The sequence below is a fragment of the Flavobacterium sp. NKUCC04_CG genome, from assembly GCF_019345525.1.
In the GTDB taxonomy this organism is placed as follows: Bacteria; Bacteroidota; Bacteroidia; order Flavobacteriales; family Flavobacteriaceae; genus Flavobacterium.
Genome location: NZ_JAHKRA010000012.1, coordinates 13,748 through 38,735, shown reverse-complemented (window position 1 = coordinate 38,735; position 24,988 = coordinate 13,748). Strand labels below are relative to the sequence as shown.

27 protein-coding genes and 5 tRNA genes are annotated in these 24,988 nt (G+C 36.7%); 14 read left to right on the top strand and 18 right to left on the bottom strand.

Annotated elements, in window-relative coordinates:
* Positions 1 to 17 precede the first annotated feature (17 nt).
* The 3 genes from KO524_RS10600 (at position 18) to KO524_RS10590 (ending at position 1,936) form a co-directional block, all read left to right on the top strand.
* Positions 18 to 1,037 carry a YncE family protein gene (locus tag KO524_RS10600; protein WP_219293798.1) on the top strand — a complete coding sequence of 340 codons (1,020 nt, stop codon included), beginning with the start codon at positions 18 to 20 and terminating at the stop codon, positions 1,035 to 1,037.
* A gap of 124 nt (positions 1,038 to 1,161) precedes the next feature.
* Entirely contained in the window at positions 1,162 to 1,413 is a 252-nt protein-coding gene (locus KO524_RS10595; RefSeq protein WP_219293796.1) for a hypothetical protein, read from the top strand.
* Positions 1,403 to 1,936: a DUF4252 domain-containing protein gene (locus tag KO524_RS10590; protein ID WP_219293794.1), complete on the top strand. Its 534-nt coding sequence runs from the start codon at positions 1,403 to 1,405 to the stop codon at positions 1,934 to 1,936. The genes KO524_RS10595 and KO524_RS10590 overlap by 11 nt, the downstream gene beginning before the upstream one ends.
* A 30-nt stretch (positions 1,937 to 1,966) precedes the next feature.
* Here the strand turns inward: KO524_RS10590 and KO524_RS10585 are convergent, their stop codons facing one another.
* Entirely contained in the window at positions 1,967 to 2,326 is a 360-nt protein-coding gene (locus tag KO524_RS10585) for a helix-turn-helix domain-containing protein (RefSeq protein WP_219293792.1), read from the bottom strand.
* Between the two features lie 168 nt (positions 2,327 to 2,494).
* Here KO524_RS10585 and KO524_RS10580 point away from each other — a divergent pair, with 168 nt between their 5' ends.
* Both KO524_RS10580 and KO524_RS10575 read left to right on the top strand, forming a co-directional pair.
* Positions 2,495 to 3,025, top strand: coding sequence for an NAD(P)H-dependent oxidoreductase (locus KO524_RS10580; protein WP_219293790.1), 531 nt, complete (start codon positions 2,495 to 2,497; stop codon positions 3,023 to 3,025).
* 98 nt (positions 3,026 to 3,123) lie between these two features.
* Positions 3,124 to 3,543 carry a DUF3995 domain-containing protein gene (locus KO524_RS10575; RefSeq protein ID WP_219293788.1) on the top strand — a complete coding sequence of 140 codons (420 nt, stop codon included), beginning with the start codon at positions 3,124 to 3,126 and terminating at the stop codon, positions 3,541 to 3,543.
* Positions 3,544 to 3,646: 103 nt separating this feature from the next.
* On the opposite strand, the gene KO524_RS10570 is transcribed toward KO524_RS10575, so the two are convergent.
* Positions 3,647 to 4,696 carry a linear amide C-N hydrolase gene (locus KO524_RS10570; protein ID WP_219293787.1) on the bottom strand — a complete coding sequence of 350 codons (1,050 nt, stop codon included), beginning with the start codon at positions 4,694 to 4,696 and terminating at the stop codon, positions 3,647 to 3,649.
* A gap of 262 nt (positions 4,697 to 4,958) precedes the next feature.
* Between KO524_RS10570 and KO524_RS10565 the strand changes: the two genes are divergently transcribed.
* Positions 4,959 to 5,657 (top strand): sterol desaturase family protein, encoded by a 699-nt coding sequence (locus KO524_RS10565; protein WP_255555237.1) that lies wholly within the window; start codon positions 4,959 to 4,961, stop codon positions 5,655 to 5,657.
* 244 nt (positions 5,658 to 5,901) lie between these two features.
* On the top strand, positions 5,902 to 6,126 hold the full coding sequence (locus KO524_RS10560) for a CDGSH iron-sulfur domain-containing protein (RefSeq protein ID WP_108157071.1): 225 nt from the start codon (positions 5,902 to 5,904) through the stop codon (positions 6,124 to 6,126).
* Between the two features lie 708 nt (positions 6,127 to 6,834).
* On the opposite strand, the gene KO524_RS10555 is transcribed toward KO524_RS10560, so the two are convergent.
* From KO524_RS10555 to KO524_RS10530, 6 genes are all read right to left on the bottom strand, one after another.
* Positions 6,835 to 7,467 carry a SatD family protein gene (locus KO524_RS10555; protein WP_219293784.1) on the bottom strand — a complete coding sequence of 211 codons (633 nt, stop codon included), beginning with the start codon at positions 7,465 to 7,467 and terminating at the stop codon, positions 6,835 to 6,837.
* Between the two features lie 375 nt (positions 7,468 to 7,842).
* Positions 7,843 to 7,915, bottom strand: a tRNA-Lys gene (locus KO524_RS10550).
* A gap of 76 nt (positions 7,916 to 7,991) precedes the next feature.
* Positions 7,992 to 8,064 (bottom strand) — tRNA-Lys (locus KO524_RS10545).
* Positions 8,065 to 8,151: 87 nt separating this feature from the next.
* Positions 8,152 to 8,233 (bottom strand) — tRNA-Leu (locus KO524_RS10540).
* A 31-nt stretch (positions 8,234 to 8,264) separates the two neighbouring features.
* A tRNA-Lys gene (locus KO524_RS10535) sits at positions 8,265 to 8,337 on the bottom strand.
* Between the two features lie 29 nt (positions 8,338 to 8,366).
* Positions 8,367 to 8,439: transfer RNA gene (locus KO524_RS10530), tRNA-Lys, on the bottom strand.
* 130 nt (positions 8,440 to 8,569) lie between these two features.
* Here KO524_RS10530 and KO524_RS10525 point away from each other — a divergent pair.
* The gene (locus KO524_RS10525; RefSeq protein WP_219293782.1) at positions 8,570 to 9,088 is read left to right on the top strand and encodes a shikimate kinase; all 519 of its coding nucleotides are present in this window, start codon (positions 8,570 to 8,572) and stop codon (positions 9,086 to 9,088) included.
* Here the strand turns inward: KO524_RS10525 and KO524_RS10520 are convergent.
* The 3 genes from KO524_RS10520 to KO524_RS10510 are packed head-to-tail and all read right to left on the bottom strand — an operon-like array spanning position 9,080 to position 10,536.
* Positions 9,080 to 9,577, bottom strand: a complete 498-nt coding sequence (locus tag KO524_RS10520; protein WP_219293780.1) for a phosphoribosyltransferase family protein — start codon at positions 9,575 to 9,577, stop codon at positions 9,080 to 9,082. The two genes, KO524_RS10525 and KO524_RS10520, sit on opposite strands and share 9 nt — an antisense overlap.
* Complete coding sequence (locus KO524_RS10515) at positions 9,570 to 10,166, bottom strand: methyltransferase domain-containing protein (protein ID WP_255555235.1); 597 nt, start codon at positions 10,164 to 10,166, stop codon at positions 9,570 to 9,572. The genes KO524_RS10520 and KO524_RS10515 overlap by 8 nt, the downstream gene beginning before the upstream one ends.
* Positions 10,144 to 10,536, bottom strand: coding sequence for an RNA-binding S4 domain-containing protein (locus tag KO524_RS10510; RefSeq protein ID WP_219293778.1), 393 nt, complete (start codon positions 10,534 to 10,536; stop codon positions 10,144 to 10,146). Before KO524_RS10510 ends, KO524_RS10515 begins: the two co-directional genes overlap by 23 nt.
* A gap of 76 nt (positions 10,537 to 10,612) precedes the next feature.
* Between KO524_RS10510 and KO524_RS10505 the strand changes: the two genes are divergently transcribed.
* Entirely contained in the window at positions 10,613 to 11,605 is a 993-nt protein-coding gene (locus KO524_RS10505) for an FKBP-type peptidyl-prolyl cis-trans isomerase (RefSeq protein WP_219293776.1), read from the top strand.
* A gap of 307 nt (positions 11,606 to 11,912) precedes the next feature.
* Here the strand turns inward: KO524_RS10505 and KO524_RS10500 are convergent, their stop codons facing one another.
* Positions 11,913 to 12,866 carry a transketolase family protein gene (locus KO524_RS10500; RefSeq protein WP_219293774.1) on the bottom strand — a complete coding sequence of 318 codons (954 nt, stop codon included), beginning with the start codon at positions 12,864 to 12,866 and terminating at the stop codon, positions 11,913 to 11,915.
* Positions 12,867 to 12,890: 24 nt separating this feature from the next.
* Positions 12,891 to 13,739 carry a transketolase gene (locus KO524_RS10495; RefSeq protein ID WP_219293772.1) on the bottom strand — a complete coding sequence of 283 codons (849 nt, stop codon included), beginning with the start codon at positions 13,737 to 13,739 and terminating at the stop codon, positions 12,891 to 12,893.
* A gap of 258 nt (positions 13,740 to 13,997) precedes the next feature.
* On the opposite strand from KO524_RS10495, the gene KO524_RS10490 reads away from it, so the two are divergent.
* On the top strand, positions 13,998 to 15,200 hold the full coding sequence (locus KO524_RS10490) for an MFS transporter (RefSeq protein ID WP_219293770.1): 1,203 nt from the start codon (positions 13,998 to 14,000) through the stop codon (positions 15,198 to 15,200).
* Between the two features lie 61 nt (positions 15,201 to 15,261).
* Complete coding sequence (locus tag KO524_RS10485) at positions 15,262 to 16,053, top strand: ABC transporter ATP-binding protein (protein WP_219293768.1); 792 nt, start codon at positions 15,262 to 15,264, stop codon at positions 16,051 to 16,053.
* Here the strand turns inward: KO524_RS10485 and KO524_RS10480 are convergent.
* Entirely contained in the window at positions 16,034 to 17,053 is a 1,020-nt protein-coding gene (locus tag KO524_RS10480; protein ID WP_219293765.1) for a cation diffusion facilitator family transporter, read from the bottom strand. The genes KO524_RS10485 and KO524_RS10480 overlap by 20 nt on opposite strands.
* Entirely contained in the window at positions 17,050 to 17,658 is a 609-nt protein-coding gene (locus KO524_RS10475) for a pseudouridine synthase (RefSeq protein ID WP_219293763.1), read from the bottom strand. Before KO524_RS10475 ends, KO524_RS10480 begins: the two co-directional genes overlap by 4 nt.
* A 132-nt stretch (positions 17,659 to 17,790) precedes the next feature.
* On the opposite strand from KO524_RS10475, the gene rmuC reads away from it, so the two are divergent.
* Both rmuC and mgtE read left to right on the top strand, forming a co-directional pair.
* Positions 17,791 to 19,161 (top strand): DNA recombination protein RmuC, encoded by a 1,371-nt coding sequence (gene rmuC / locus KO524_RS10470; protein WP_370629733.1) that lies wholly within the window; start codon positions 17,791 to 17,793, stop codon positions 19,159 to 19,161.
* A 150-nt stretch (positions 19,162 to 19,311) separates the two neighbouring features.
* On the top strand, positions 19,312 to 20,628 hold the full coding sequence (mgtE, locus tag KO524_RS10465) for a magnesium transporter (protein WP_219293760.1): 1,317 nt from the start codon (positions 19,312 to 19,314) through the stop codon (positions 20,626 to 20,628).
* A 64-nt stretch (positions 20,629 to 20,692) separates the two neighbouring features.
* Here mgtE and KO524_RS10460 read toward each other — a convergent pair whose 3' ends face one another.
* A complete protein-coding gene (locus tag KO524_RS10460; protein WP_370629732.1) occupies positions 20,693 to 22,111 on the bottom strand; it encodes an FAD-binding oxidoreductase in 1,419 nt (472 codons plus the stop codon).
* A complete protein-coding gene (locus KO524_RS10455; protein ID WP_219293758.1) occupies positions 22,098 to 23,354 on the bottom strand; it encodes an MFS transporter in 1,257 nt (418 codons plus the stop codon). Before KO524_RS10455 ends, KO524_RS10460 begins: the two co-directional genes overlap by 14 nt.
* Positions 23,355 to 23,526: 172 nt before the next feature.
* Between KO524_RS10455 and meaB the strand changes: the two genes are divergently transcribed.
* On the top strand, positions 23,527 to 24,615 hold the full coding sequence (gene meaB / locus KO524_RS10450) for a methylmalonyl Co-A mutase-associated GTPase MeaB (RefSeq protein WP_219293756.1): 1,089 nt from the start codon (positions 23,527 to 23,529) through the stop codon (positions 24,613 to 24,615).
* Between the two features lies 1 nt (position 24,616).
* On the opposite strand, the gene KO524_RS10445 is transcribed toward meaB, so the two are convergent.
* Positions 24,617 to 24,856 carry a hypothetical protein gene (locus KO524_RS10445; RefSeq protein WP_219293754.1) on the bottom strand — a complete coding sequence of 80 codons (240 nt, stop codon included), beginning with the start codon at positions 24,854 to 24,856 and terminating at the stop codon, positions 24,617 to 24,619.
* Positions 24,857 to 24,988: the final 132 nt, after the last annotated feature.

The window sequence follows — 24,988 nt, the reverse complement described above, 5'->3', positions numbered from 1 at the left end:
CAAAACCAATTTTTAAAATGAAAAAAATAATTCTTTTAGCACTGTCTGTCTCCTTTTTTATTTCATGTAGCAAATCGGATGATGCCTTCGTAATCGATCCAATAAAGGACAATTACAGCAATACCATTTTAATGTTAAATGAAGGAGGTTTTGGTGCATCCAACTCTAGCGTTGACGCTGTTAGTAATAGCCTTACCGACATAAAACGCAATATCTACACCAACGACGAATCGGTATTGGGTGATGTAGCTCAAAGTATGGGGTTCTTAAACGATAAAGCTTTTATTGTAGTCAATAACTCCAACAAGGTAGAAGTTGTTAATCGCTATAGTTTTGAAAAAGTTGTTACCCTACAAGAAAATATCGACCAACCGCGTTCTGTTGCATTTGCAGCTGGTAAAATTTATGTAACCAATGCAGGCAGTAAATCCGTTACGATTTACAACAGTGAAAATTATCAGTTTATTAAAGAAATAAAATTAAACGGTCCTGTAGAACGTGTTGTTTCCGAAAACAATAAAATCTACGTTCAAAAGGCAGCTTTCGGTTTTGGAAATGAAATCGTTGTTATCAATGCAGCTACCGATGAAATCTCCTCTACTATAAAAGTAGCCGATGCCTTACAAGATATCGTTGCCAATACCGGTTTCGTATATGCGATAAGCAGTATTGATACTCGTACTAATTATTATAAAATCAATACTGAAAACGATAAAGTAATTACTTCTTTTACTTCTACAAAAGTTCCCAACGGTCAAAAATTAAGAGTGGATCAAAACATGCTTTATTATGTATCTAACGGTACCGTATTTTCATGGAAACCTTTAGCTACTACCGTAGATTACAAACCTTTATTTACCGTTAAAGGATCAGGATACGGTTTCCTTTATGCTTTTGACGTGATTAACGGACGTGTATTCACTGCCGATGCGTTAGACTTTAAATCAAAAAGTGCTGTAGTGGTATATGATTTACAAGGTAAAAAAATCAACTCTTTTGATGGCGGAATTAACACCAATAACTTCTACAAAAACTAAACGTTTTAGAAAAAACCATAAAAAATGCTTTTCAGTAGTGAAAAGCATTTTTTTATGGCAAAGAATTTGCTTATATTACTATAGGAGTAGCTAAGAACTTTAATTTTTAAAAAAAACGAATATTTTGAATACCCAAAAAACAACATCATCACCTTCTAAAAAAAGCTTATTGATAATTGGCTTAGGTTTGCTATTTCTAGTACCAATAGGATTGACTTATATCAATATAAAGAAGAAAAAAGAACAAACACTAGAAAACACGACCCTTATGCCGGATTCTCAATCTATTGTTGAAACCGAAAAAGCATTACATTTACTATCGACACAAGTAAACAAAGGTCTGGATTCTATTAAAAAAAACAATCATGAAAAATAATTACAAAAATATCATAAGCGTTGTGAGTTTCTCTTTAATGAGCTTAACCGCTTTTGCTCAAGCGGAATTTAATAAATTTGACGACAACGATAAAGTGAGTACCATCAATGTCAACAAAAAGATGTTTGACATGATGGCTAACGTAAAGATGGATACGTCAAACAAAGAAAATCAAGCCTATTTAAGCCTGATTAAAAAACTGGAAACGCTGAAGGTTTACTCTACAAAAAACAGTGCCTTAAGCGCCGACATGAAGTTGGCTACCGATAATTTTGTGCAATCAAAAACCTTTGATAACTTGATGACCATAACCGATCAAGGTGCTAAGGTTAAAATATATGTCAATCCAGGAGCAACAGCCAATAGCATCAAGCAATTATTGATGTTTTCTGATGGAACTGGACAAGCAGAGACTATTATATTAATGTTAACTGGTAATTTTAGCCTTAATGAAATATCGGCTATTACAGATAAAATGAATCTTCCCGGCGGCTCTGCTTTGAAAAAGGCTTCAAACCAATAAAAAACGAACTCCCACTTAGGGAGTTTTTTTTTACGCCTCGTTCTCGCTGTTTAAAATCGTTTTTAAACGAGGTGCAAAATCTAACCCCCATTGATTAACTGCCTGAACAATGGGTAATGCCTGCATACCTATTTCGGTAATCGAATATTCTACTTTTGGCGGTACTTCCGGATAAATATGTTTAGAAACGATACCGTGAAATTCCAATTGTTTTAATTGCTCGTGTAACACCCGTTTAGTAATATCCGGAATAGCTTCCATCAAGTCTTTTGGTCTACTGATTCCCTTATTGATTTCTTGTAAAATACAAAACTTCCATTTAGAAATAATTACTTCGATAGCGATACCTGTTCCACAGTCGAAATCCAAGGGTATTTTCCTTTGATACATATAACTCTAATTTTGTTAAAAATACAAATAATAAAACAAGGTCCTACGTACTTATGCCTAGCATATATAAAATATTCACGGTGCTAATTTTATCACTTAGATAGAATTTTACCTCTTATTGCCTATCCTATCAAATGCTCTTAACTTTGTAGTCTAAATAAAATGCTTATGAAAAAACTGGTTATTATTACTCATCCTAATATGGAGAAATCCTTAGTAAACAACCTCTGGATGAGGGAGTTGAAAAAACACCCCAAACAGTTTACGGTTCACCCCTTATATGAGAAGTATCCCGATGGCGTAATAGACATCAAATACGAGCAAAAACTCGTTGAAGCACATGATATTATTATATTTCAATTTCCCTTGTATTGGTTTAACTGTCCTCCTTTACTAAAGCAATGGCTCGATGAAGTATTGCTACACGGTTGGGCCTACGGTTCTACTGGAGACAAAATGAGGGGTAAAAAATTGGCTTTAGCTATTTCTGCTGGAATCAAAGAAGAAGATTATCGCGAAGACGGTTTGTATGGCGTAACCATCGAACAACTTTGCTTGCCTTTTAAGGTTACCGCTCAATACATAGAAGCCGAATTAATCGATATTTTTACTTGGTACGACGTAGAATACCACCCCACTCCAGAAGTTGTACAAAAAAGCGCAAAAGCCTATATCGAATTTGCCCTAGACCTATCTTAAACTTCGGTTTTTACAAGCTTATTTAACTTTTAAATATTGACTGAAAAAACTTTTAAAACGTCCTATATTCGTTAACTTTGATAGCAAAACAAAAAACGATGTCGATTTTAGCACTTTTTAATGCTTTGGTATTCGCTCTATTGGGCGGTATCCATATCTATTGGGTACTTGGAGGTATATGGGGAATGAATGCTGCAGTACCCACTAATGAAAAGGGTATAAAAACATTTCAACCGAGTAAGTTGGGAACTTTAGTCGTCGCTGTAGGCTTGTGGTTATTCGGGTGGATTAACCTAACATATACAGGGTGGGTTTCTATGGAACTAGACGTAGCATACTTAAAATATGCCATCTTTTTTATCGCTGTAATATTTGCTTTACGCTGCTGTGGAGATTTTCGGTATGTTGGATTTAGCAAACGATTTAAAGAATCTTACTTTGCCCAGATGGACAGTAAGTACTTTAGTCCTTTGTGTTTATTTTTAGCGGTTTCACATGGTTTACTTTTTTTCCTTTAACAACCGTAACTTCCTTATGTATTATATAAAAAAACAGCAAGGGATTCCAAATATCAGAATCCCTTGCTGTTTTCTTTGTCTAACCATTTAGTAAAAAAGTACTTTAAATTCCCAAAAACTTAAATGCTTCCGCTACTTTAAAGTCCTTATTGGTTTTTCCATTATAGGTTTTATAATCATCTAAACTCAATTTCATTACCTTCCCTTTTGTACTTAAATCAAAATCTTTAAGATCTACCCAAAAAGTATTTGGCGTTTGTACAGTTTCAAAATAGTACACCAAATTCTTTTGATCGGAAACCGAACGCCAACGCGTTGAAGAAATATTAGGCTCTTGTTCAGACGAAATTCCAAACGGCACCGAACAATTTCGAATCACACTAAACACACTGGCTATCGCATTGCGCACATGATCTGTTTGAGGAATGGCGTTGATGTAATAAGAAGCTCTTACAAAACGGTCTGCTGCACGATTGGTGCCCGGTAACATAATGGTGCCCGGAATTCCCTTCCAATAACTATTCAAAGCCAATTGCTCGTTAAATACAGGAGAATTGGTCATTACCGTATAAGATGGATCGTGATGTATCATCAATTTTCCATTGATGTATTCGAAAATGGCATTATCGCCTTTCGCATCAGAAATAGATAAATGCAATGTCGTAAATTTTTGAGTTCCGGGTATATAATCACTAACCACTACAAAAGGTTCTTTTTCCAAATGCTTTACAGCTTCATCCACCGTTGCAAAATTATCTAAGACATATTGTGCCCATGTAGCAATCGAAATCCCCTTTTTATTGCCTTTTCCATCGAATTTAGGATATTCCGATTCAACCAACCACAAAATATTGGCCACCAAACCCTTTTCATTCATACCGTCTGCTGTAGCAATATCCCAAGCTGTACTAATAACACTGCCGTATTTAGATTGCCAGTTAACAGAATTGGGTCCAACTTCCCCACTGCGTTGCATACCTTTCGGAAACACCCACAAATTGGCTTGTATATCGTCTTTCCAATCCATCGAACGCGCAGTAATTACCGTTCCGTTAGGTCCTTTATAGACAACACGGGTACAAGCTTCAGCAGCGGACCAAAATCCAGCAACTATAAAGCACAAAAACAGCGACAAAAGTGATAATTTTTTCATAAGGAATGTGTTTTGTTATTATAATAGTAAATATACCTATAATTAACGGTGAGTTACAAATGGAAACCACACTTTTAGTTAAATACTTCTAAAACTAACTAAGTTGTTATAAAAAACAAAAATTATTACAAGCGATTAACTATTAAAAAAATAAATTAGTAAACCTTTAATCGGGAAATGTTGGACATCCATTGTAAAATCTTTGTGTTGGGCGGGGTTGTGAATTTCGTATTTTTGTGCATTAATGCCAAATGCCCAGAAGATGAATTTGATTGCTATCATCGAAAATTTTTCCACTAAAACATGGATCATTTTTAGTCTGATTTCCAATGTATTTCTTTTTTTACTATCTATCTCCTTATATGTATTTATCGACAAAAGCTGTCGCAAAAACAAATTGCAGCCACTGGACCACCCTATCAACCGCTCCGACATCTACCTGAGCATATTAACCGTATCTCTCAATTGTCTGCTGATGTTGCTAGCTGTTTACCTCTGGAAACAAGGTTTTTTAAACTGGAAAACCCATCATTCCGTTATTACAACTAGCTTAGAAACGCTGGCTATAATCTTTATCATGGATTTTTTGATGTATGTTTTCCATTATGTTGCGCATACGCCTATAATCTACAAACTATTGCATCGAAAACACCACGAACACAACAGTACTAACTATTTAAGTCTGTTTGTACTACATCCGTTTGAAACGGTCGGTTTTGGTCTTATGATGATTGTGGTTTTTTCCAGCTATAGCTTCTCTGTTTACGCGCTGTCTCTATACATCATCATCAATCTCATTTGGGGAACCCTAGGTCATTTGAATCGGGAGTTCTTTCCCAAATGGGCTGACTATAGTTTTTTGGGAACCACCAAATTCCACAACCAACATCATCAGTACGAAAGCCGCAATTTTGGTTTTTACACCTCGATTTGGGATCGACTTTTTGGAACTTACAAATAGTCTTTTTACGGTAGTTCCACGCTGCTATACAAGCACCAAAAAGCAAGCTTAACACAAAGTACTATCCATAAGATACACGAGACTAATTGTTTTTAACTGCGCTAATAGCAACAGCACTGAGTTAGAATTCCCAAACCATCGTTTTTTGTTGCCGTTAAAAGGAACGTTTCTAAATAGAAATAACATGAAGCAGTACTGACTTTATTAGTCTATTTTTGTTGCAAACAAAGTAAACTCAAACAATATGTCAAAAACAAAACTTACTATAAACAACAACGGTTCGGTAAAAATCGAGGGTGATTTTGAAATCGTAGATAGAAATGGAGACACTTATGGATTACAGGGTAGAACTGTACTTTCTATTTGTCGATGTGGGCTTTCTAAAAACAAGCCTTTTTGCGATGGGGCTCACAACGGTCATTTTGAGCATGAAGCCATCGCCTTTGATCTACCTCCGAAAAAAGTATAAGTGTATTTTTTAAATATATAGATTCGTGCTAAAGAACTTCATTGGTTTTTCCAAAATGGTTCTTTAGCACTTTTTTTTTGCAAATAGTACACTTATTATAACTCCATTTAGAGTTTGAACGATAACTAATTTTTCTAGCATAGATTAGCCACTATTTTTGCATAAACACAACATTTAGGATTAATCCTTTTACACATAACGTCTTTTGATTCCACTGCTATTGTACGAATCACTTTCAATTATGAGCATTTAAAAAATACTAGATTATGCTTGACATCAATATTTACAGTTTTTATTTTGAAGGTTTTTTAGAGTGTTTTCAGAAAAGGTGCATTGTTTTTTGAAAAATATACACATACATTACCGATATAAATATGGAACTTAGATTACCTATCAAAAAATAGTCGTTCTGGATCTTATCATCTGGAGACTTTAATCTTGTTCCGATTTTCAGTGCTCCGAATACAATAAGGATAGGAGCTACCCCGATTGCTAGACATATTGCAATAATAAGTCTTTCCATAACCCCCTTGAAAGTTGAAATGTTCAACCTCAATAGAGTTTTACTAGAATCTTTTGTTTCCGTATCAGAAATCTTCGCCTTTAGATTCTCTTCAGTAAACTTCGCCTTTAGATACTTGAACCAGGTAACATTAATCAATATCTCACCTATTAAAAAGATTAACATAAATACCACATATTTACATATCATAAAATTCTGTTTAACGTTAAAATAAGATCTTTAGTTGTTTTGTATTCTTCTATGTGTAAACTTTTATATCGTCTCCAAGTACTCGATTTATTCATACCTAAATTCTTAGCTACCACCTTGTAGTCTTTATCTTTTAAGAATTCAGATACCATTTGATATTCATTCAACTTCCAAGAGTCGATGTAACTTCCATACAACAAAAACAAATCGCTTATTACAGCAGAATTCATTTCATTTTTATCGGAAAGAATCATAAATCTATTAGAACTTGCTTTCAATTTATTAAGTTGCTCTCGTGCTTGAGTTAGTCCATCACCTAACATTTCATACGCAATATCTCTATTAATTGGAGTCTCGATGATGCCATAGTTCATCACATATCTTAATTTAATACTTAAAGAGTGCTCTATGATAAACTCCTCCATATCGAACACCAATTTGTAGCAGGACTCCATATCCTTTATTACACCTTGAAATTCATCACCTAAGGTTATAGTTAATGGAGACAAAATCGACATTTCCCATCTATTATTGATGTAATTCACTATCCTTTTAAACTCGTTAATCAGTAAAATCTGATCTGCCTTCCTGCTGTCGACAATATCAGCCATTAGTATTGGGTATTTCATAATTTTATATAACTAAGTATTTTCGTTGCACTATACATGCATAAACCACAATGTTGCATATATAGTGCAAAAATACATTTATTGCATTATATGTGCAACAAAAAACCTATTATAGAAATTGACAAATCTACAGATAAACATTACTCATAGCTTTAAATGCAACTAACAGCCCCCTTTTTGAAGTCAAATATATTACAATCTTCAACTACAGCATTAATTTTTTAGGTATGATTAAACGAATATAGAATTTTTCTAGCATAGATTAGCCACTATTTTTGCATAAACACTACTTTTAGGATAGCCCCATCCTTAGCCTTTTGTTCAATACAGCGCAAACAAAAAAAAGCAACTCTTTTGAAGTTGCTTTTTTGTTTGTGACCCGACTGGGGCTCGAACCCAGGACCCCAACATTAAAAGTGTTGTGCTCTACCAACTGAGCTATCGAGTCATTATCCATTATATTACAGCTTTTTTTTATTTAAAATCTGAAGATTTAAAAATACGCAGTGCTGCATCTGCGTTTGTGACCCGACTGGGGCTCGAACCCAGGACCCCAACATTAAAAGTGTTGTGCTCTACCAACTGAGCTATCGAGTCATTATATAATCTAGTAAATCAATTCTATTGGAAAAAAAGAGAAGAAACTCTTATATCTCTAATTTCAAGCACTTTTAAACTTAAAAGTGACCACGATCAGATTCGAACTGACACGTCTTGCGACACCACCCCCTCAAGATGGCGAGTCTACCAATTTCTCCACGTGGCCGAAATAAAAAAACGAGTTTCTTATTGGCTAGTGACCCGACTGGGGCTCGAACCCAGGACCCCAACATTAAAAGTGTTGTGCTCTACCAACTGAGCTATCGAGTCGTAAACAAGGAATGAATAATAGGTCTTAGTGACCCGACTGGGGCTCGAACCCAGGACCCCAACATTAAAAGTGTTGTGCTCTACCAACTGAGCTATCGAGTCTGCAAATTCATTCCCTGAATGCGGGTGCAAATATAGAATGATTATTTTAAAATCCAAGGGATATTTATCTTAAATTTGCTTTTTCACAAGTCTTTTTTCCTAACGTCTTATCTAACAACTATTTATTTTTATGAAAAAAATCATTCTATTAGGATACATGGGGTCTGGAAAATCAACAACCGCCAAAACACTGGGAAAAGCCCTACTGCTTCCGACTTATGATTTGGACCAATTAATCGAAGCCGAATGCCAATCTTCCATTTCTAATATCTTTTTAGAACGTGGTGAAATCTTTTTTAGAAAAAAAGAACAGGAGATATTTCAAAAACTACTACAAGCTCCCGAGTCCTTTGTGTTGAGTCTCGGCGGCGGAACTCCTTGTTATGCGAACAACCACTTATTACTAAATCAAGAACAACTCGTTTCCGTCTATTTAAAGGCAAGTATACCGACTTTATTAAGCCGACTTGCAAACGACAGTAATAATCGTCCTATACTGGCTCAAAACACCGAAGAGCCGCTGGAATCATTTATTGCCAAACAGCTCTTCGAACGCAGTTATTTTTATCATCATGCGCAACACACCATCAAAGTTGATCAAAAAGATGTCGCAACAATTACAGAGGAAATTATTTCACTATTAGCATAAATAAGCATATTCATCATCCCCTTCAAAAACCACTTGGATATGCTCTAAAAGTGACGTAGATAAAGACAAGCCTTTAAAATCGGCTTTTACGGGATATTTTTTATGGTTTCGGTCGACTAAAACAGCCGTTTTAAATTTCTTTAAAGGCACTTCCAAAAAGTGCTTAACACCATATATCAAGGTGGTACCCGAATTGAGCACATCGTCGATTAACACTACGCTTTTATTTTGATATTGATCTGAGCTGATGGAAGTGGTAATGGGTAATAAGGCATTCTGTTTGTCTATTTTGACTTCACATAAAATCACTTTAAAGTCGGCAATCTGCGCTAATTGCTCGGCGATTTTCTGTGCAAATACATAGCCGTTACTCGCTATTCCAGCCAATACAATCTCCTCCTCTTCTACAAAGGTTTCATATATTTGGTAAGCAATTCTCTTCGATTTGTGATAAATCTCTTCTTTGGTTAAAATAATATTTTTAGTCATTTTTTCTTTCTATTATAATAAATAATTCACGTCCTGCTCTAGGTTTAATCGAATTGTATGCCGTTTCTAACTTTTGAATATGCATTCGCGGCTCAAAGAGTTGCTGATACTCCACAAGTGAACCACCAAATGGAGGCCCCTCGGTTTTGAAACAATCATCAAACAACAAACCGACTAGCCTGCCTTTATCCGCGAGCAACTGACTCATCTTCTCTACGTAATTCACTCTTAATTCGGGCTGTAACGAACAAAAGAAAGTCTGTTCAACTATCAAATCATAAGCTCCTTGATGCTCAAAAAAATCTCCTAGAATCAAATGGTCAAGAGGAAAATCTGCCGCCTCGATTCTAATGTGTTCCAACGCCTCGGCAGCGATATCAATAGCCGTTACATTAGTAAAACCATTGCGATAAAGATACAGCAGTTCGTGCCCGTGTCCAACGCCTGGGATTAATATTTTAATATTTTTATCCTCAATACCGTCAAAGTATTCCTTTAAAGGGGCGGTAATTGAACCCGCATTCCAATAGGTATTATTAGCCTGATATTGTTCAGACCAATAACTGTTATTCAACACTTTCTTCTCCATCGCTATCACCACTTACATATCCATCAATATCTCTACGGTCTTTTTTAGTTGGTCTACCCGTACCGTGCGCACGATAATGCTCTTTCGACAACTTTAACAATTCCAAATGCTCAAAAGCCTCTGGAGGTGTCGTATCTTTTCGGTACATATCTACAAGTTTAGCTCCTAGCCGATTTAAAGGCACGTCTAAAACATTCATTTTATAAACAATCTGATCCTTCCTTAAAGTAATCTGGTCACCCGGAAAAACATCTCTAGATGCCTTAGCTGCCTGCCCATTAACGGTAATATGTCCTTTCTTACATGCCTCTGTTGCAATGCTTCTGGTTTTATAGTAACGCACACTCCACAAATACTTATCAATTCTCATGTTCTCAAATAAAATTCATTTATTAACCTTACAAAAATAAAGGAAAATTGTATCTTGCGGCACTAAATTATTTCAAATGAATAGATTTTTCAAACTTTTTGCACTTATAGGCTTAGCCATAGCTGCTGCAAACTGTAAAAAAAGTGACGACGACATTAAAACAGTGCCGATTAGAGACCGTGCGGAAGTATATAGCGAAGATATCGTAAAAATAGAAAATTACTTAAAGAACAACTATCTCAAAATAGATGGTGAGGATATTACTTTAGATTCTATTACAGATAAGAATACACAGATTTCTATTTGGGATCAAAAACAGTTTGAACTAAAGTCTGTGAAAATCAAAAACGATGAATACGCACTTTACACAACTGGTTCCAATATTGTAAAATATGCCAAAACAGCCGACGCGGTAGAATACACTTTGTATTACTTGGTACTAAATGAAGGTGGTGGTGAACAAGCAATTACGATTGACTCTACCTACACTAGCTACAAAGGATATACTTTAAAAAACAGGGTATTCGACGTAAATAAAACAGGTATGTGGACTACTTATCCAGCACCAATTCCTGGATTAATGCCAGCAGTTGCGGGACAAACAAAATCTGGTTATAGATTAGCCACAGCCTTGATGAAAGAAGCGACGAGCATCACCCAAAATCCTGACGGAACCTTTAATTTCGAAAACGCAGGTCGAATCATTGCTTTCATCCCTTCTGGATTAATGTATTTTAATTCTCCAACAACAGGAGAAGCTTATGCTAATCTTATTTTTGACATCACCTTAATTAGCAAATTGAGCAGAGACCACGACAGAGACGGTATTCCTTCTATATATGAAGACCTCAACGGAAACGGCGACTATTTTGACGACGATACCGATGGAGATGGTATTCCAAACTTTATGGATGTCGATGATGACGCAGATGGATTTTTAACTCGTGATGAGATTACTTATGAAGTTATAGAAAACGGCGTTACTGTCAAAAAACTTTATGAGTTTAGCGCTATCCCCTCTTGTCCAGGAGGAAGTGTTAAAAAACACTTAGACAATAGATGTCACTAAGACACCGTATAATATGTTAGTAAAAATCCCATCTAGTGCGCTAGATGGGATTTTTGCTTTACGTCAATTCCTTACTTACTACTGCCCTATTCACACCAACTACAAACGTTAGTAACCGAATCAACAACAGACGTTACTCCATTATTACGAAGGGTTTTTATAATCAAAAACCCTATTTTATTTACGGAAAATTCCCTAGCAAAAACAGCGGTATTCTTCCAATGATAGACTTAAAAAAACAGGCTGCCATATAAGACAACCTGTTTTTAATATAAAAAAAGTATTTAAAGACTTTTATTATTAAATGCTATTTACGTTTAATTACCTTTTCGGCTTTTTCAACGATAACACTTGAATTTAAACCGTATTTATCCATCAATTGTTCAGGAGTTCCTGACTCGCCAAAGGTATCGCTAACTGCAACAAATTCTTGTGCTAGTGGATGATTCAAACTCAACACTCGAGCCACACTTTCACCTAAACCGCCTAGGAAATTATGTTCTTCAGCCGTTACTACGCAACCGGTTTTGCGAACCGATTTCAAAATAGCCTCTTCATCCAACGGTTTGATGGTATGTATATTTATGACCTCTGCGGAAATTCCTTTTTGCTCTAAGATGTTTGCCGCTTCTAAAGCTTCCCAAACCAAATGTCCAGTTGCAATAATAGTCACATCGGTACCTTCGGATAACAATACAGCCTTACCTATTTCGAATTTTTGATCTTCCGCTGTAAAATTTGGCACTACTGGACGTCCAAATCTCAAATAAACCGGACCTTCATATTCCGCTATAGCCAAAGTAGCTGCTTTGGTTTGATTGTAATCGCAAGTATTGATTACCGTCATTCCCGGCAACATCTTCATCAATCCAATATCTTCCAAAATTTGATGCGTAGCACCGTCTTCACCTAAAGTTAATCCGGCGTGAGAAGCACAAATTTTTACATTTTTTTCCGAATAGGCTACAGATTGTCTAATTTGATCATAAACACGTCCTGTAGAAAAATTCGCAAAAGTTCCTGTAAAGGGAATCTTACCACCGATAGTTAAACCCGCAGCGATTCCAATCATATTAGCCTCTGCAATTCCGATTTGAAAAAAACGCTCTGGGTGATTTTTCTTAAAATCATCCATTTTTAACGACCCAATTAAATCAGCACATAACGCTACTACATTCTCATTTTTTTGTCCCAGTTCCGTCAAACCCGCTCCAAAACCTGAACGCGTGTCTTTACTTCCTGTATTTGTATATTTTTTCATGTTGTTTCTTCGATTTAAATGGGATTAATAATCTCCTAAGGTTTCCGGGTTTTGAGTCAAGGCTTGCTCCAATTGTGCATCATTAGGCGCTTTTCCATGCCATGCATGAGTATTCATCATAAAATCTACACCATTCCCCATTTCCGTATGCAACAAAATTCCAACCGGCTTTCCATTTCCTGTACGCAGTTTGGCCTGTTTCATTCCTTCTACCACTTGTTCCATATCGTTACCCTTTTCGATTTCCAAAACATCCCATCCAAAAGCTTCAAATTTCGCTCGGATTGATCCCATGTTTAAAACCTCATCTGTAGAACCATCAATTTGCTTACCGTTAAGATCAACTGTTGCAATAACATTGTCGACCTTTTTAGCAGCAGCATACATTAATGCTTCCCAATTTTGTCCTTCCTGCAATTCACCATCACCCAAAAGAACATATACTAAATGCTTATCACCATTTAACTTTTTTGCTTGCGCAGCACCTAATGCTACGGACAATCCCTGTCCCAATGATCCTGAAGCCATTCGAATACCCGGCAAATGATCATGTGTTGTTGGATGTCCTTGAAGACGGGTGTTTATTTTTCTAAAAGAAGCTAATTCACTTACTGGAAAATAACCGCTACGCGCTAAAACACTATAAAAAACCGGTGAAATATGCCCGTTTGAAAGGAAGAAAATGTCTTCGTTTAATCCGTTCATATCAAAAGCCTCCTTGCGCTCCATAACCTCCTGGTAAAGGGCTACTAAAAACTCTGCGCAACCCAAAGACCCTCCAGGATGTCCAGAATTCACGGCATGCACCATGCGAAGAATATCTCTTCTAACTTGTGTAGTTAAATCAATTAATTGTTGTGTGTTTGGTTTCATTTATATTTTTTATAGAATGATTCAGTAAGCAAATATAATCAGATTATCCTAGGTATTAACATCAAAACAGCAATTTTAGTTGCATCACTTATAATTGATAATCATCGTAAAGACATAAAATTTTAGGTTAAAAACAGTAGTTTAAAAATTTAGCACTACTTTAAGAAAACATTAAAGAATCTAACTAAACTATCCTTATTTAATACAGTAATTTTGCAGGCTCAAAAAACACAGCTTACTCCCCTTAAATTCTTTCCTATGAACCGCATTTGGCAATCGTATCTCGACTCGTATAGAGGCCTATCTAAAGCTACATGGATTTTAGCTTTAGTGATGTTAATCAATAGAAGTGGCGCTATGGTTATTCCCTTTCTTGGGGTATATATGAGTACCGAATTGGGTTTTGACTTAAGACAGGTCGGCTTTGCCTTAAGCTGTTTTGGAATAGGTGCTATACTGGGTTCTTTGGTTGGCGGATGGATGACCGACAAACTCGGACATTACACCACTCAAAATATCAGTTTATTTCTATCCGTTCCCGTTTTTATCCTATTACCATACTTTAGAGACTTTGAATCACTCTGTTTTGCAGTAATTGGATTGAGTTTTATAACAGAGGTATTTAGACCTGCCAATAGCGCTTCAGTTTCTTATTACGCAAAACCTCAAAACTTAACCCGTGCCTTTTCTTTAAATCGGATGGCCCTCAATTTAGGTTTTTCCATTGGTCCAGCTATGGGAGGCTTTTTAGCAGCCTATTCGTACAATATTTTGTTCTACACCAATGCCGTTATGGTTTTCTTTGCAGGAATTGTTTTTTTCTTCTTTTTTAGAGGTCGTAAAGGAAACGATTTAGCCCTACAATCCAAGGCGCTTGAAGCATCCAACCCAACGGTAAAATCCGCATATTTCGATAAAAAATACGTGCTATTTAGTATATTCCTCACCATTTATGCCACCTGTTTCTATCAATTATTTAGCTCCCTACCTCTTTTCTATAAGGTAAGTCATTTGCTCAATGAAACCAATATTGGGTTCCTAATTGCCTTTAGCGGTATTATTGTTTTCGGTTTTGAGATGATTATCGTACACCTAGCGGAAAAGAAATTCTCGCTTAGTCAAAACATTATCATTGGAACAGCTATTTGTGGGGTTTCATTTTTAGCATTATTATTACCAGGCGGTTTACCGATATTATATTTTGCTATGTTTTTATTGTGCGTATCTGAAATTATGGTTTTACCCTTTTCGTCAACAGTAGGTGTTAATCGTTCTACTGCCGCCAATCGGGGTTCCTACATGGCCATTAATGCATTAGCCTTTTCTGCAGCTCATGTATTTTCGCCTTTATTTGGAACTACCATAGCTGAAAAATATGGATTTGATGTCCTTTGGATAGCAACTGCAGCTTTAATTGTAATTGCTTCTATAGGTTTCTATTGGGTGATGAAAAAAATGTAAGTATCGTTTCTTAAATGCAACATTGACTTTTTGTTTCTATATTTGTGGAGAACTCCATACTATGCCTGACACAACACCCCTAATAGAAGTCCAAAATCTAAGCGTCGGTTATTCTGATAAGAATCCAATGCACTCGGTTGCCTCTGGAATTAATTTTCAGCTTTATCCCAACAAGTTGATTTCTTTATTAGGCTTAAACGGAGTTGGAAAATCCACGCTTTTACGAACCTTAAGCGGCGTTCAATCGCCTTTAGCAGGCCATATTTCAGTAGCTAATAAACCGCTTAATAGTTATTCTAAAACGGACTTGGCAACACAATTAAGTGTCGTTTTAACCGATAAAATCCCCGTCAATCAATTGACAGTTTATGAACTGGTTACTTTAGGAAGAATTCCCTATACCAATTGGATAGGAAGTTTAAGCGAACACGACAAAGCCCTGATTGAGCAAGCATTACTCGCTACAGAAACTCTAGAAATACGTCATAAAAGAGTCAATCAAATCAGTGACGGTCAACTACAAAAGGCTCTCATAGCACGCGCAATTGCTCAGGACACTCCTATTATCATTCTAGATGAACCCTCAACTCATTTGGATTTGTACAATAAAATAGCCTTGTTTAGACTCTTAAAAAAACTTTGTCAAACCCAAAATAAATGCATCCTTTTTTCAACCCACGATATGGATTTAGCATTGCAATTAAGTGACGAATTAATCTTGATGCGCCCTGAAGGACTTCTACATGATAGTACAGATAAAATCGTTGAAAGTAGTGCTTTGGACCATTTTTTCAACGACCCTTCGATTCGCTTTAATCGTGAACAAAAACGTTTTATTCTGGATGCTCATTAGCAACCGTATCTACCGTATGCCTTTTGTTTGACGAAATGTTTTCACGGGTCCATTCAATTTGTTTTTCAAACGGATGTTGACGCACAGCACAATCGGTTTTGGTACAAATTTTACACGAAAAGGGTTTGCAATCATCCATATGCACAAATAACTCTACTTCATCGCCAAAATTTTTACACACCTCTTCTTGTAGCATTTCTACTTCACGATGCCCTTCAACTATATTAAAATACCAAGGAATAGTCATGTGGCAATCAAAATGCAGTACACTACCGTATTTGATGATTCTCATATTGTGTAAGTCAATCCAATTTTCCCGTCGAATGTCTTGTAAATTTTCAACAACCGATTTTAATAATTCCTCGTCGGTTTCATCCATAATACCAGAAATAGCTCCACGTACAATCTTATAACCAGTAATGATGATGATTAAGGCAAACACAAAAGCGACAACGCTATCTAACCAAAGGTAATTGGTAAAGTAGATCAACACCAATCCGATGATAATCCCGATAGTCGAATAAGTATCAGACTGAAGATGGCGCCCACTAGCCACCAAAGCTAAGGATTTATTTTTCTGACCTTTTTTAACGGCATACCATCCTAATATATAGTTGACCACTGCAGTGATTCCTACCAATAAAATACCATAATCCAACTGCGAAATGGGCTGGGGTGCTTTTAAATTTCGAATCGCTTCATATATTATGATAAACCCAGCCAACATAATCAATGCCCCTTCCACTGAAGCAGATAGAAATTCGACTTTACCGTGTCCGTATGGGTGATTTTTATCTCGTGGTAAGGCCGATAAATACAAACTGTACAAACCTACAAAACCGCTGATAACGTTAATAACACTTTCCAAAGCATCCGTTAAAATAGCTACGGAATTGGTCAAATACCAAGCCAATACTTTTATAAGAAATAACGTAACTCCTACAAAAGCAACAATTTTTTGAAACTGATAATTTTCTCTAGCGGTAGTATTCGTCGTCATATTGTTATACATTCTAATTCTTCTACTTCACCAACTTTTAATCCTTTTAAAGTGGTTTTTCCTATGCGAACACGCACCAATCTAAGAGTTGGAAAACCTGCAGCAGCGGTCATTTTTCGAACTTGGCGAAACTTACCTTCCGTCAACACCAACCCCACCCAACTCGTGGGACCGTGCCGTTCGTCTCGAACTCTTCTTCCCTCACCAATCCATTCTGGTAAATCCGCAATTAAAAATGCTTCACAAGGTTTTGTCCAGTAACGTATTCCCTTAAATCCTATCTCAACACCCTTTTGCAATTTTAAAATAGCTTCCTCCGTAATCAATCCATCTACTTGAACATAATATTCCTTTTCAAAATGGGCGCTGCGAACTTGCTCACTGACTAATCCATCCGTCGTCAACATCAACAAGCCTTCTGAGTCTTCATCTAAACGTCCGATTGCCATAGTACCTTGCGGAAAATCAAATAATTCACCGAGTTTTTTTTTGGCTCTTTTTTTTTCGTAAATAAATTGGCTTATATATCCATGAGGTTTATAAAGCAGAAAATGACGATGCGCCTTTTCTAATTCATTATGCGCTGCAAGAGGGGCAGTACTCATGAGTTTTTGAATTTAAAATTAAGTTTTCAAAGATAGGGAAATTTATAGCCTAATCCGGTTCCGAGCATCTATTTATAAAGTGAATATTTAGTATTTTTGCAGGTATCTTCACCGCAATTTACTAAATTATCCATGATGAATCCAAACCTATATTTATATATACTTCTAGTTGTCTTACCAATTTCCACCTTCATATTTGGGCGGTACTTAGAAAAACAAAGCTCTAAAAACAATCAAATTCGAGAGGAAGAAAAAAACCGTTTCTTAGCGCAACAACTCGAACAAGCGTCTCAAAATGCGCAACAGCTCAAACAAGATAACGCACTCGAGAAAATCGCTATGGAAGAACAACGACAATTGATTAGTCAAGACAATCAAGAATTAATTGCACGAGTAGCCATACGCGATACCGAATACCACAATGCATTAGAACGCCTAAAGAACCAAAAAGTAGAGACCGAGCAATTGCGTCAACAATTTACTTTGGAATTTGAGCACTTAGCCACTAAAATTCTCGAAGAGAAAAGTCAGAAATTTACCGCTCAAAACAAGGAAAACATTCAAAACATATTGACACCACTTCAAGAGCGTATTCAAAATTTTGAAAAGAAGGTAGAAAACACTCATAAAGAAAGTATCGATCACCATGCAAGCCTGCGCCAGCAAATTATAGGTCTGCAACAATTACACCTACAAATGAGTCAAGAAACCCTAAATTTAACCAAGGCTTTAAAAGGCGATAGTAAAATGCAAGGAAATTGGGGTGAAATGATTTTGGAACGCGTCTTGGAGAAATCGGGTTTGGAGAAAGGCCGAGAATATGAAGTGCAAAAAAGCCATTATAACGGCGATGGTAATTTGGTTTATCCCGACGTTATTATCCACTTGCCAGACAATAAAAAGATGATTGTCGACTCCAAGGTTTCCCTTACGGCTTATGAGCGCTTTATCAATGAGGATACAGAAATGGAGCGCAAGCGCTATTTAAACGAACACCTGCTTTCCATTAAGAAACACATTGATCAATTATCATCCAAAAATTATTCGGATTTGTATCAACTAGAAAGTCCGGATTTCGTACTGATGTTTATCCCTATTGAAACGGCTTTTTCACAAGCACTTAATTATGAACCGCAGCTTTATACCATGGCATACGACAAAAACATCGTCATCGTAACCCCCTCTACCCTTTTAGCTACTTTACGAACCATAGACAGTATGTGGAAGCATCAAAAGCAACAGGAAAATGCTTATGAAATTGCGCGACAAGCGGGACTTTTGTACGATAAATTTGAAGGACTTCTAAGTGATTTAAATCGAATTGGTAAAAAAATGGAAGATGCTAAAATCGATTACCAACTTGCCATGAACAAATTGGTCGATGGAAGAGGAAACCTGATTTCTTCTGTCGAAAAGCTTAAAAAAATGGGTGCCAAAACCAAAAAATCACTGCCTGAAAACTTCTTACGACAATCGGAAAACACTATTGATTCCGTCGATTGAGTTAAAGTAAGAAAGCATTTTATATCTTTGCACTCAAAAGCCTAGCATTTAACTTCTACGGCAGTTTAAAAGGAATTCTAATTCTTCCTTACAAATAGGAGGTTTTTAGTGAATCCTTTTTTTTTAAACTCATCTCTTAAAACGGCTACAATGAACTACTCTATCGATGTACACCCTGCAGATATTGCCGAAAAGCTTTCTCACTTAAAAAAAAGAGATCGGGATTTAGCCTTTTTAAAACTTAATAGCGAACAAAAAGCGAGCGTTTTTTCGCTTTTGGATTTCGATATACAAACACAGATCGTCAAGAGTTTGGCGCAAGAGGATTACGCAGAAGTATTAAACAATTTAGAGCCGGATGATCGAACGGAATTGTTTGAAAATATTCCCGATGAACTGATTAAGTATTCCATCAATTTACTTAACGATAAGGAAAAGCAAATTGCCTTGGACCTGATTGGTTATAAAGAAGACAGTATTGCTCGATTGATGACACCGTTATATATACAAACCAAGGAAAACAAAACCGTTGCCGAAGTATTACAACACATCAAAAAATACGGTAAAAAAGCAGAAACGCTCAATTATATTTATGTGATTAACGACAACAATGTGTTGATCGACGATTTAAAAATTGGAGAATTATTAATGGCTGAACCCGAAACGAAGATTTCAGAATTAATTGACCGTAGTTTTGCAGCGATTATCACCACCACTCCAATGGAGGAAGCCTTTGACATCTTTGAAAAATACGACCGTTCTGCCTTACCTATCATCACTGAAAACGGCGTATTGGTAGGCATCGTAACTTTTGACGATATTTTAGATCGAATCAAGGATCGCGATACTGAAGACATACAAAAATTCGGAGGACTGGAAGAATTAAATATGTCTTACACCAAAACCCCCCTCTTGGAATTGGTTAAAAAACGAGCCGGTTGGCTGGTTGTTTTATTTCTAGGAGAAATGTTAACCGCATCTGCGATGAGTCATTATGACGGGGAGATTGAAAAAGCCGTAGTCTTAGCTCTATTTGTTCCGTTGATTATTTCTAGCGGTGGAAACTCCGGTTCGCAAGCAGCTTCATTAATTATTAGAGCTATGGCATTGGGCGATTTAAAACTCAGCGATTGGTGGTATGTAATGAAAAAAGAAATTGCCTCGGGCTTGATGTTGGGTGGAATTTTAGGTGCTATTGGATTTATTAGAATCATGATTTGGCAGGAAGCTGGTATTTACGATTATGGTGAATTTTGGCTTTATGTAGCCCTTAGCGTTTCTTGTTCTTTATTACTAATCGTGTTATGGGGAACTATATCGGGATCAATTATTCCCTTTGTATTGCGCAAGTTTAAAATGGACCCCGCGACCGCTTCGGCTCCTTTTGTAGCCACACTGGTGGACGTATCTGGATTAATCATTTACTTTACCATTGCCGCCTTTTTCCTTTCTGGAAAACTATTATAATTCAAATGAAAGGCCGACTTAAAAAGTCGGCCTTTCATTTGAATTGCGAAAATAGGAGAAGACTCTAAGAATCCGGGAATATTTTTCCTGGATTTAAAATGCCGCTCGGGTCAAAAACCTTCTTAATGCCTTTCATTAATTCCAATTCGATATTACTAAACGGTATATCCATATAGTTTTTCTGCACATAACCGATGCCGTGCTCTCCGGAAATGGTTCCTTTTAAAGCGACTGTCAATTCAAAAATTTCGCGTATGCCTTTGGGAATTTCTGACTGCCAATGCAAATCGCTAAGCTGTTCCTTGATAATATTAACATGTAGATTTCCATCGCCAGCATGTCCATAACAAATGCTTCGAAATCCGTATTTATCTCCAATTGCCTTAATACCTTTTAATAAAGTTGGCAATTCAAATCGAGGCACTACCGTATCTTCTTCTTTATAAACCGATTGGGATTTCACAGCTTCTGCAACATTTCGCCTTAACTTCCAAAGCGCATTCTTTTGATCTACTGTATCGGCAAACAGGATTTCATCTGTTTTAAATGCGGTTAACACCTCAGCTATTTTTTCTGCCTCAGCAAACAACACATCAGGATAATTTCCATCGACCTCAATCAGAAGATGGGCTTGTATATCCTTATTGATTTGGAGACTATGGTCATCGATATAGCGCAACGACCAATCAATAGCATCCCGCTCCATAAACTCTAAAGCACTGGGTATAACACCGGCTCTAAAAATAGCAGAAACCGCTTCAGCCGCTTCTTCCATTCTATAAAAAGGCACCAACATCAGTATTTCATTTGTATGAGCTGGTAATAAACGCAATACAATTTTAGTCACCACCCCTAAAGTCCCCTCACTACCTACAATCACTTGAGTAAGATTATAACCTGTGGCATTTTTTAGGGTATTGGCAGCGGTCCAAATGATATCACCATTGGCTAAAACCACTTCTAAATTTAAAACGTAATCCTTGGTTACACCATATTTTACCGCACGGGCGCCACCGGCATTTTCAGCTATATTTCCCCCTATGAAACAACTTCCTCTACTCGAGGGGTCCACCGGATAAAACAGGCCTTTAGCAGCTACGGCTTCTTGCAAAGTCTGAGTAATTACTCCCGGTTCTACGATAACTTGTAAATTTTGCTCGTCGATGGAAACAATTTGATTCATCTTCTCCAATGACAATGCAATACCACTATATATATTTAAAATTCCTCCACTCAATCCCGTTCTTGCTCCGACAGGAACTACGGGAATGTTGTTATCGAATGCAAATTTCAGTATCCACGATACCTCTACTGTAGAAACTGGTTTTAAAACCACAGCTGGTGGAAAAACCAAATCTTCAGTATGATCGCGACCGTATTCCTCTAAGGCTGCTTTTTCAACGATTACCCTAGCTGTACCAAATTGCATTTCTAACTGTTGAATGATACTCCGATCTACGGATTTATATTTATTTGATTGCATCGGTATCTTCTTTAAATTTTACATTTTTCATATTGGGCAAAAAACACGCAATAATTCCAATTAACGGTAGATAAGAACAGATGGTATAAATATGTTCGATTGAAGTTTTATCTGCCCACCATCCAAGTACTGCAGATCCTAATCCTCCCATACCAAAAGCAAAACCGTAAAAAAGTCCTGATACCATTCCTAATTTCTTAGGCAGCAGCTCTTGTGCATAGACCAAAATAGATGGAAATGCGGAAGACAATATAAAGCCAATAATTACCACTAAGAACCCAGTCCATTCCAACGATACATAGGGCAATGCTAAAGTAAAAGGAGTAACTCCCAAAACCGAAAACCAAATGATGTATTTGCGCCCTACCCGATCACCAAAGAAACCACCTACTAAGGTTCCGAGTGCCACAGATATTAGGAAATAAAACAGATATACCTGTGCTTGAACTTCGCTAATTCCAAATTTATCCATTGTATAAAACTGAAAATAACTCGTGATACTCGCTACATAAAAAAACTTCGAAAAAATCAATAGTAATAATATCGAAACCGAAAAAACGATACGCGTTGGAGATAAATCGGGCAACATCAATTGTTTTTTCTTAATGTTTTTGGATACCTGAAGAATATTTTGATACCAAGAACCTATGTAAAACAAAACCACTTTAGCCAAGAGAGCAAAAGCAACAAACCACAATATATGTCTTTGCCCGTTTGGAATAACAATCCAAGCCACCAATAAAGGTGCTAAAGCACTTCCTGTATTTCCTCCAATTTGAAAAATGGATTGTGCCAAACTGCGTTTCCCTCCTGATGCCATAAAAGATACACGAGACGATTCGGGATGAAAAATGGACGAACCTACCCCAACTAAAACCACAGCCAAAAGCACCCAATAATAACTCGATGCATAGGCCAAGGTAATAATACCTAAAAAGGTAAATACCATACCCGCTATTTGAGAGAAGGGTTTGGGGTGTTTGTCTGTATAAGCACCAACTAAAGGTTGTAATAGGGATGATGATACTTGAAAACAAAAAGTAATCATACCTATTTGTGCGAAATTCAAGTCGTAGTTGGTTTTTAGCAATGGATATACTGCCGGAATCACCGCTTGTAATAAATCGTTAAGCAAATGGGCTAAACTGATCGCAAATAAGATTGGGTAAACGGTTTTTGAAGTGTTTTTCGTCGCTATAACCGTATCGAAAGAAGTAGGTGTTTTTTTAGAAAATCGAAACATAGAAGTATGCATTTATTGCTGCGACAAAGATATGAAAGTAAGTCGAGAGGTTTATTTGCAAAGCGGTTTATTTATAGACTAGTGTCAGGGTTCGGCTGTTTGTCCTTAACAGCAATTATGCATTGATTTGTCTAAAGATTTTTAGTACTTTTACGATTAAACCCTTATTCTCGTGAGTAAAAATTTACCTCATAATTCTGCTTTAAAGGAAAACGCTGGAATTCAAGCTCCTGAAATAATCAACAGCTCTAGAATTGCTGCCTTTCAACAGAGGCGCTCCCAACAAGACACCCCTGAAACGCTGATAAAGAAAATTATCATCGGCGATAAGGTCGCATTGAGCCGGGCTATTACCTTGGTTGAAAGTATCAATCCAGCACATCACGAAAGGGCCAACACCGTTATCCAAGGCTGTTTGCCTTATGCCAACCAATCGATTCGTATAGGAATTACCGGAGTACCCGGTGTTGGAAAAAGTACTTTTATAGAATCTTTCGGCAAATTGTTAACGAGTTTGGGCAAAAAAGTAGCTGTTTTGGCGATAGACCCAAGCAGTACTTTAACTCGAGGGAGTATATTAGGCGATAAAACACGGATGGAAGAATTGGTCAAAGACGAAAACGCCTATATTCGCCCCTCTGCTTCTGGAGAGAGCTTAGGCGGAGTTGCTCGTAAAACACGTGAAACCATTATTTTATGCGAGGCTTGTGGTTTTGACACCATACTGGTAGAGACCGTAGGTGTTGGACAAAGCGAAACGGCGGTTCACAGTATGGTCGATTTTTTCTTATTACTTAATTTAGCCGGTGCTGGTGACGAACTACAAGGAATAAAACGAGGTATTATGGAAATGGCAGACGCTGTAGTCATCAATAAAGCCGATGGTGAAAATATTCGCAAAGCACAAATGGCCAAAGTGGAATACAACAGAGCCTTACATCTCTTTCCAAAAAAAGCTTCCGATTGGAATCCGAAAGTCAGTACTTGTAGTGCGATTGAACACTCTGGTATTCAGGATATTTGGCAAATGATTTTAAATTATCTAGAACTTACCCAATCCAACGGTTATTTTGACAAACAACGTCGCGAACAAAGTCAATATTGGATGATGGAAACCATCAATGAAAATGTTTTACTACACTTTTACAACCATCCCGCTATTGCTGACTTGATTATACAAAACAAAAAAGCAGTGCAAAACAATGAAATTTCACCTTTTGCAGCTGCTCAGTCCATTTTGGATTTGTATTTTAAATCCTAAACTATTCCAGTTCTCCTTCGCCATAACGAAGCATTTCACGATCGTAAAAAGCTCCAGCTTCTTCGATTAATATTTCCATTTCTGCCTCAATTTCAGATTCCTCAGACTCTTCAATAGATTCTAAAAATTCTACATCATCCGTATTTAGATTAATAATGAATCTAGGAAAATCTAAATGCACTATAAAGATATCTTCGGCATAATCCGTGTTGTCTGCTAAGACAAATTTTGGTAATTCCATGTTTATACGTTTTTTAAAACACCAGGTTTTAGTTTATACTACTTTAAAAATCTTAACTACTTAACTGTTATATATCTACAAGGCCATTCAATTCTATCGAGAAATACTTGGCTCAACAATCCACAAATCGGG

Bases quoted from the DNA above. Each gene is read 5' to 3' on its own strand.
- KO524_RS10600 (WP_219293798.1), top strand. From the start codon at position 18: ATGAAAAAAATAATTCTTTTAGCACTGTCTGTCTCCTTTTTTATTTCA.
- KO524_RS10590 (WP_219293794.1), top strand. From the start codon at position 1,403: ATGAAAAATAATTACAAAAATATCATAAGCGTTGTGAGTTTCTCTTTA.
- KO524_RS10585 (WP_219293792.1), bottom strand. From the start codon at position 2,326: ATGTATCAAAGGAAAATACCCTTGGATTTCGACTGTGGAACAGGTATC.
- KO524_RS10580 (WP_219293790.1), top strand. From the start codon at position 2,495: ATGAAAAAACTGGTTATTATTACTCATCCTAATATGGAGAAATCCTTA.
- KO524_RS10575 (WP_219293788.1), top strand. From the start codon at position 3,124: ATGTCGATTTTAGCACTTTTTAATGCTTTGGTATTCGCTCTATTGGGC.
- KO524_RS10570 (WP_219293787.1), bottom strand. From the start codon at position 4,696: ATGAAAAAATTATCACTTTTGTCGCTGTTTTTGTGCTTTATAGTTGCT.
- KO524_RS10565 (WP_255555237.1), top strand. From the start codon at position 4,959: ATGAATTTGATTGCTATCATCGAAAATTTTTCCACTAAAACATGGATC.
- KO524_RS10560 (WP_108157071.1), top strand. From the start codon at position 5,902: ATGTCAAAAACAAAACTTACTATAAACAACAACGGTTCGGTAAAAATC.
- KO524_RS10555 (WP_219293784.1), bottom strand. From the start codon at position 7,467: ATGAAATACCCAATACTAATGGCTGATATTGTCGACAGCAGGAAGGCA.
- KO524_RS10525 (WP_219293782.1), top strand. From the start codon at position 8,570: ATGAAAAAAATCATTCTATTAGGATACATGGGGTCTGGAAAATCAACA.
- KO524_RS10520 (WP_219293780.1), bottom strand. From the start codon at position 9,577: ATGACTAAAAATATTATTTTAACCAAAGAAGAGATTTATCACAAATCG.
- KO524_RS10515 (WP_255555235.1), bottom strand. From the start codon at position 10,166: ATGGAGAAGAAAGTGTTGAATAACAGTTATTGGTCTGAACAATATCAG.
- KO524_RS10510 (WP_219293778.1), bottom strand. From the start codon at position 10,536: ATGAGAATTGATAAGTATTTGTGGAGTGTGCGTTACTATAAAACCAGA.
- KO524_RS10505 (WP_219293776.1), top strand. From the start codon at position 10,613: ATGAATAGATTTTTCAAACTTTTTGCACTTATAGGCTTAGCCATAGCT.
- KO524_RS10500 (WP_219293774.1), bottom strand. From the start codon at position 12,866: ATGAAAAAATATACAAATACAGGAAGTAAAGACACGCGTTCAGGTTTT.
- KO524_RS10495 (WP_219293772.1), bottom strand. From the start codon at position 13,739: ATGAAACCAAACACACAACAATTAATTGATTTAACTACACAAGTTAGA.
- KO524_RS10490 (WP_219293770.1), top strand. From the start codon at position 13,998: ATGAACCGCATTTGGCAATCGTATCTCGACTCGTATAGAGGCCTATCT.
- KO524_RS10485 (WP_219293768.1), top strand. From the start codon at position 15,262: ATGCCTGACACAACACCCCTAATAGAAGTCCAAAATCTAAGCGTCGGT.
- KO524_RS10480 (WP_219293765.1), bottom strand. From the start codon at position 17,053: ATGACGACGAATACTACCGCTAGAGAAAATTATCAGTTTCAAAAAATT.
- KO524_RS10475 (WP_219293763.1), bottom strand. From the start codon at position 17,658: ATGAGTACTGCCCCTCTTGCAGCGCATAATGAATTAGAAAAGGCGCAT.
- rmuC (WP_370629733.1), top strand. From the start codon at position 17,791: ATGATGAATCCAAACCTATATTTATATATACTTCTAGTTGTCTTACCA.
- mgtE (WP_219293760.1), top strand. From the start codon at position 19,312: ATGAACTACTCTATCGATGTACACCCTGCAGATATTGCCGAAAAGCTT.
- KO524_RS10460 (WP_370629732.1), bottom strand. From the start codon at position 22,111: ATGCAATCAAATAAATATAAATCCGTAGATCGGAGTATCATTCAACAG.
- KO524_RS10455 (WP_219293758.1), bottom strand. From the start codon at position 23,354: ATGTTTCGATTTTCTAAAAAAACACCTACTTCTTTCGATACGGTTATA.
- KO524_RS10445 (WP_219293754.1), bottom strand. From the start codon at position 24,856: ATGGAATTACCAAAATTTGTCTTAGCAGACAACACGGATTATGCCGAA.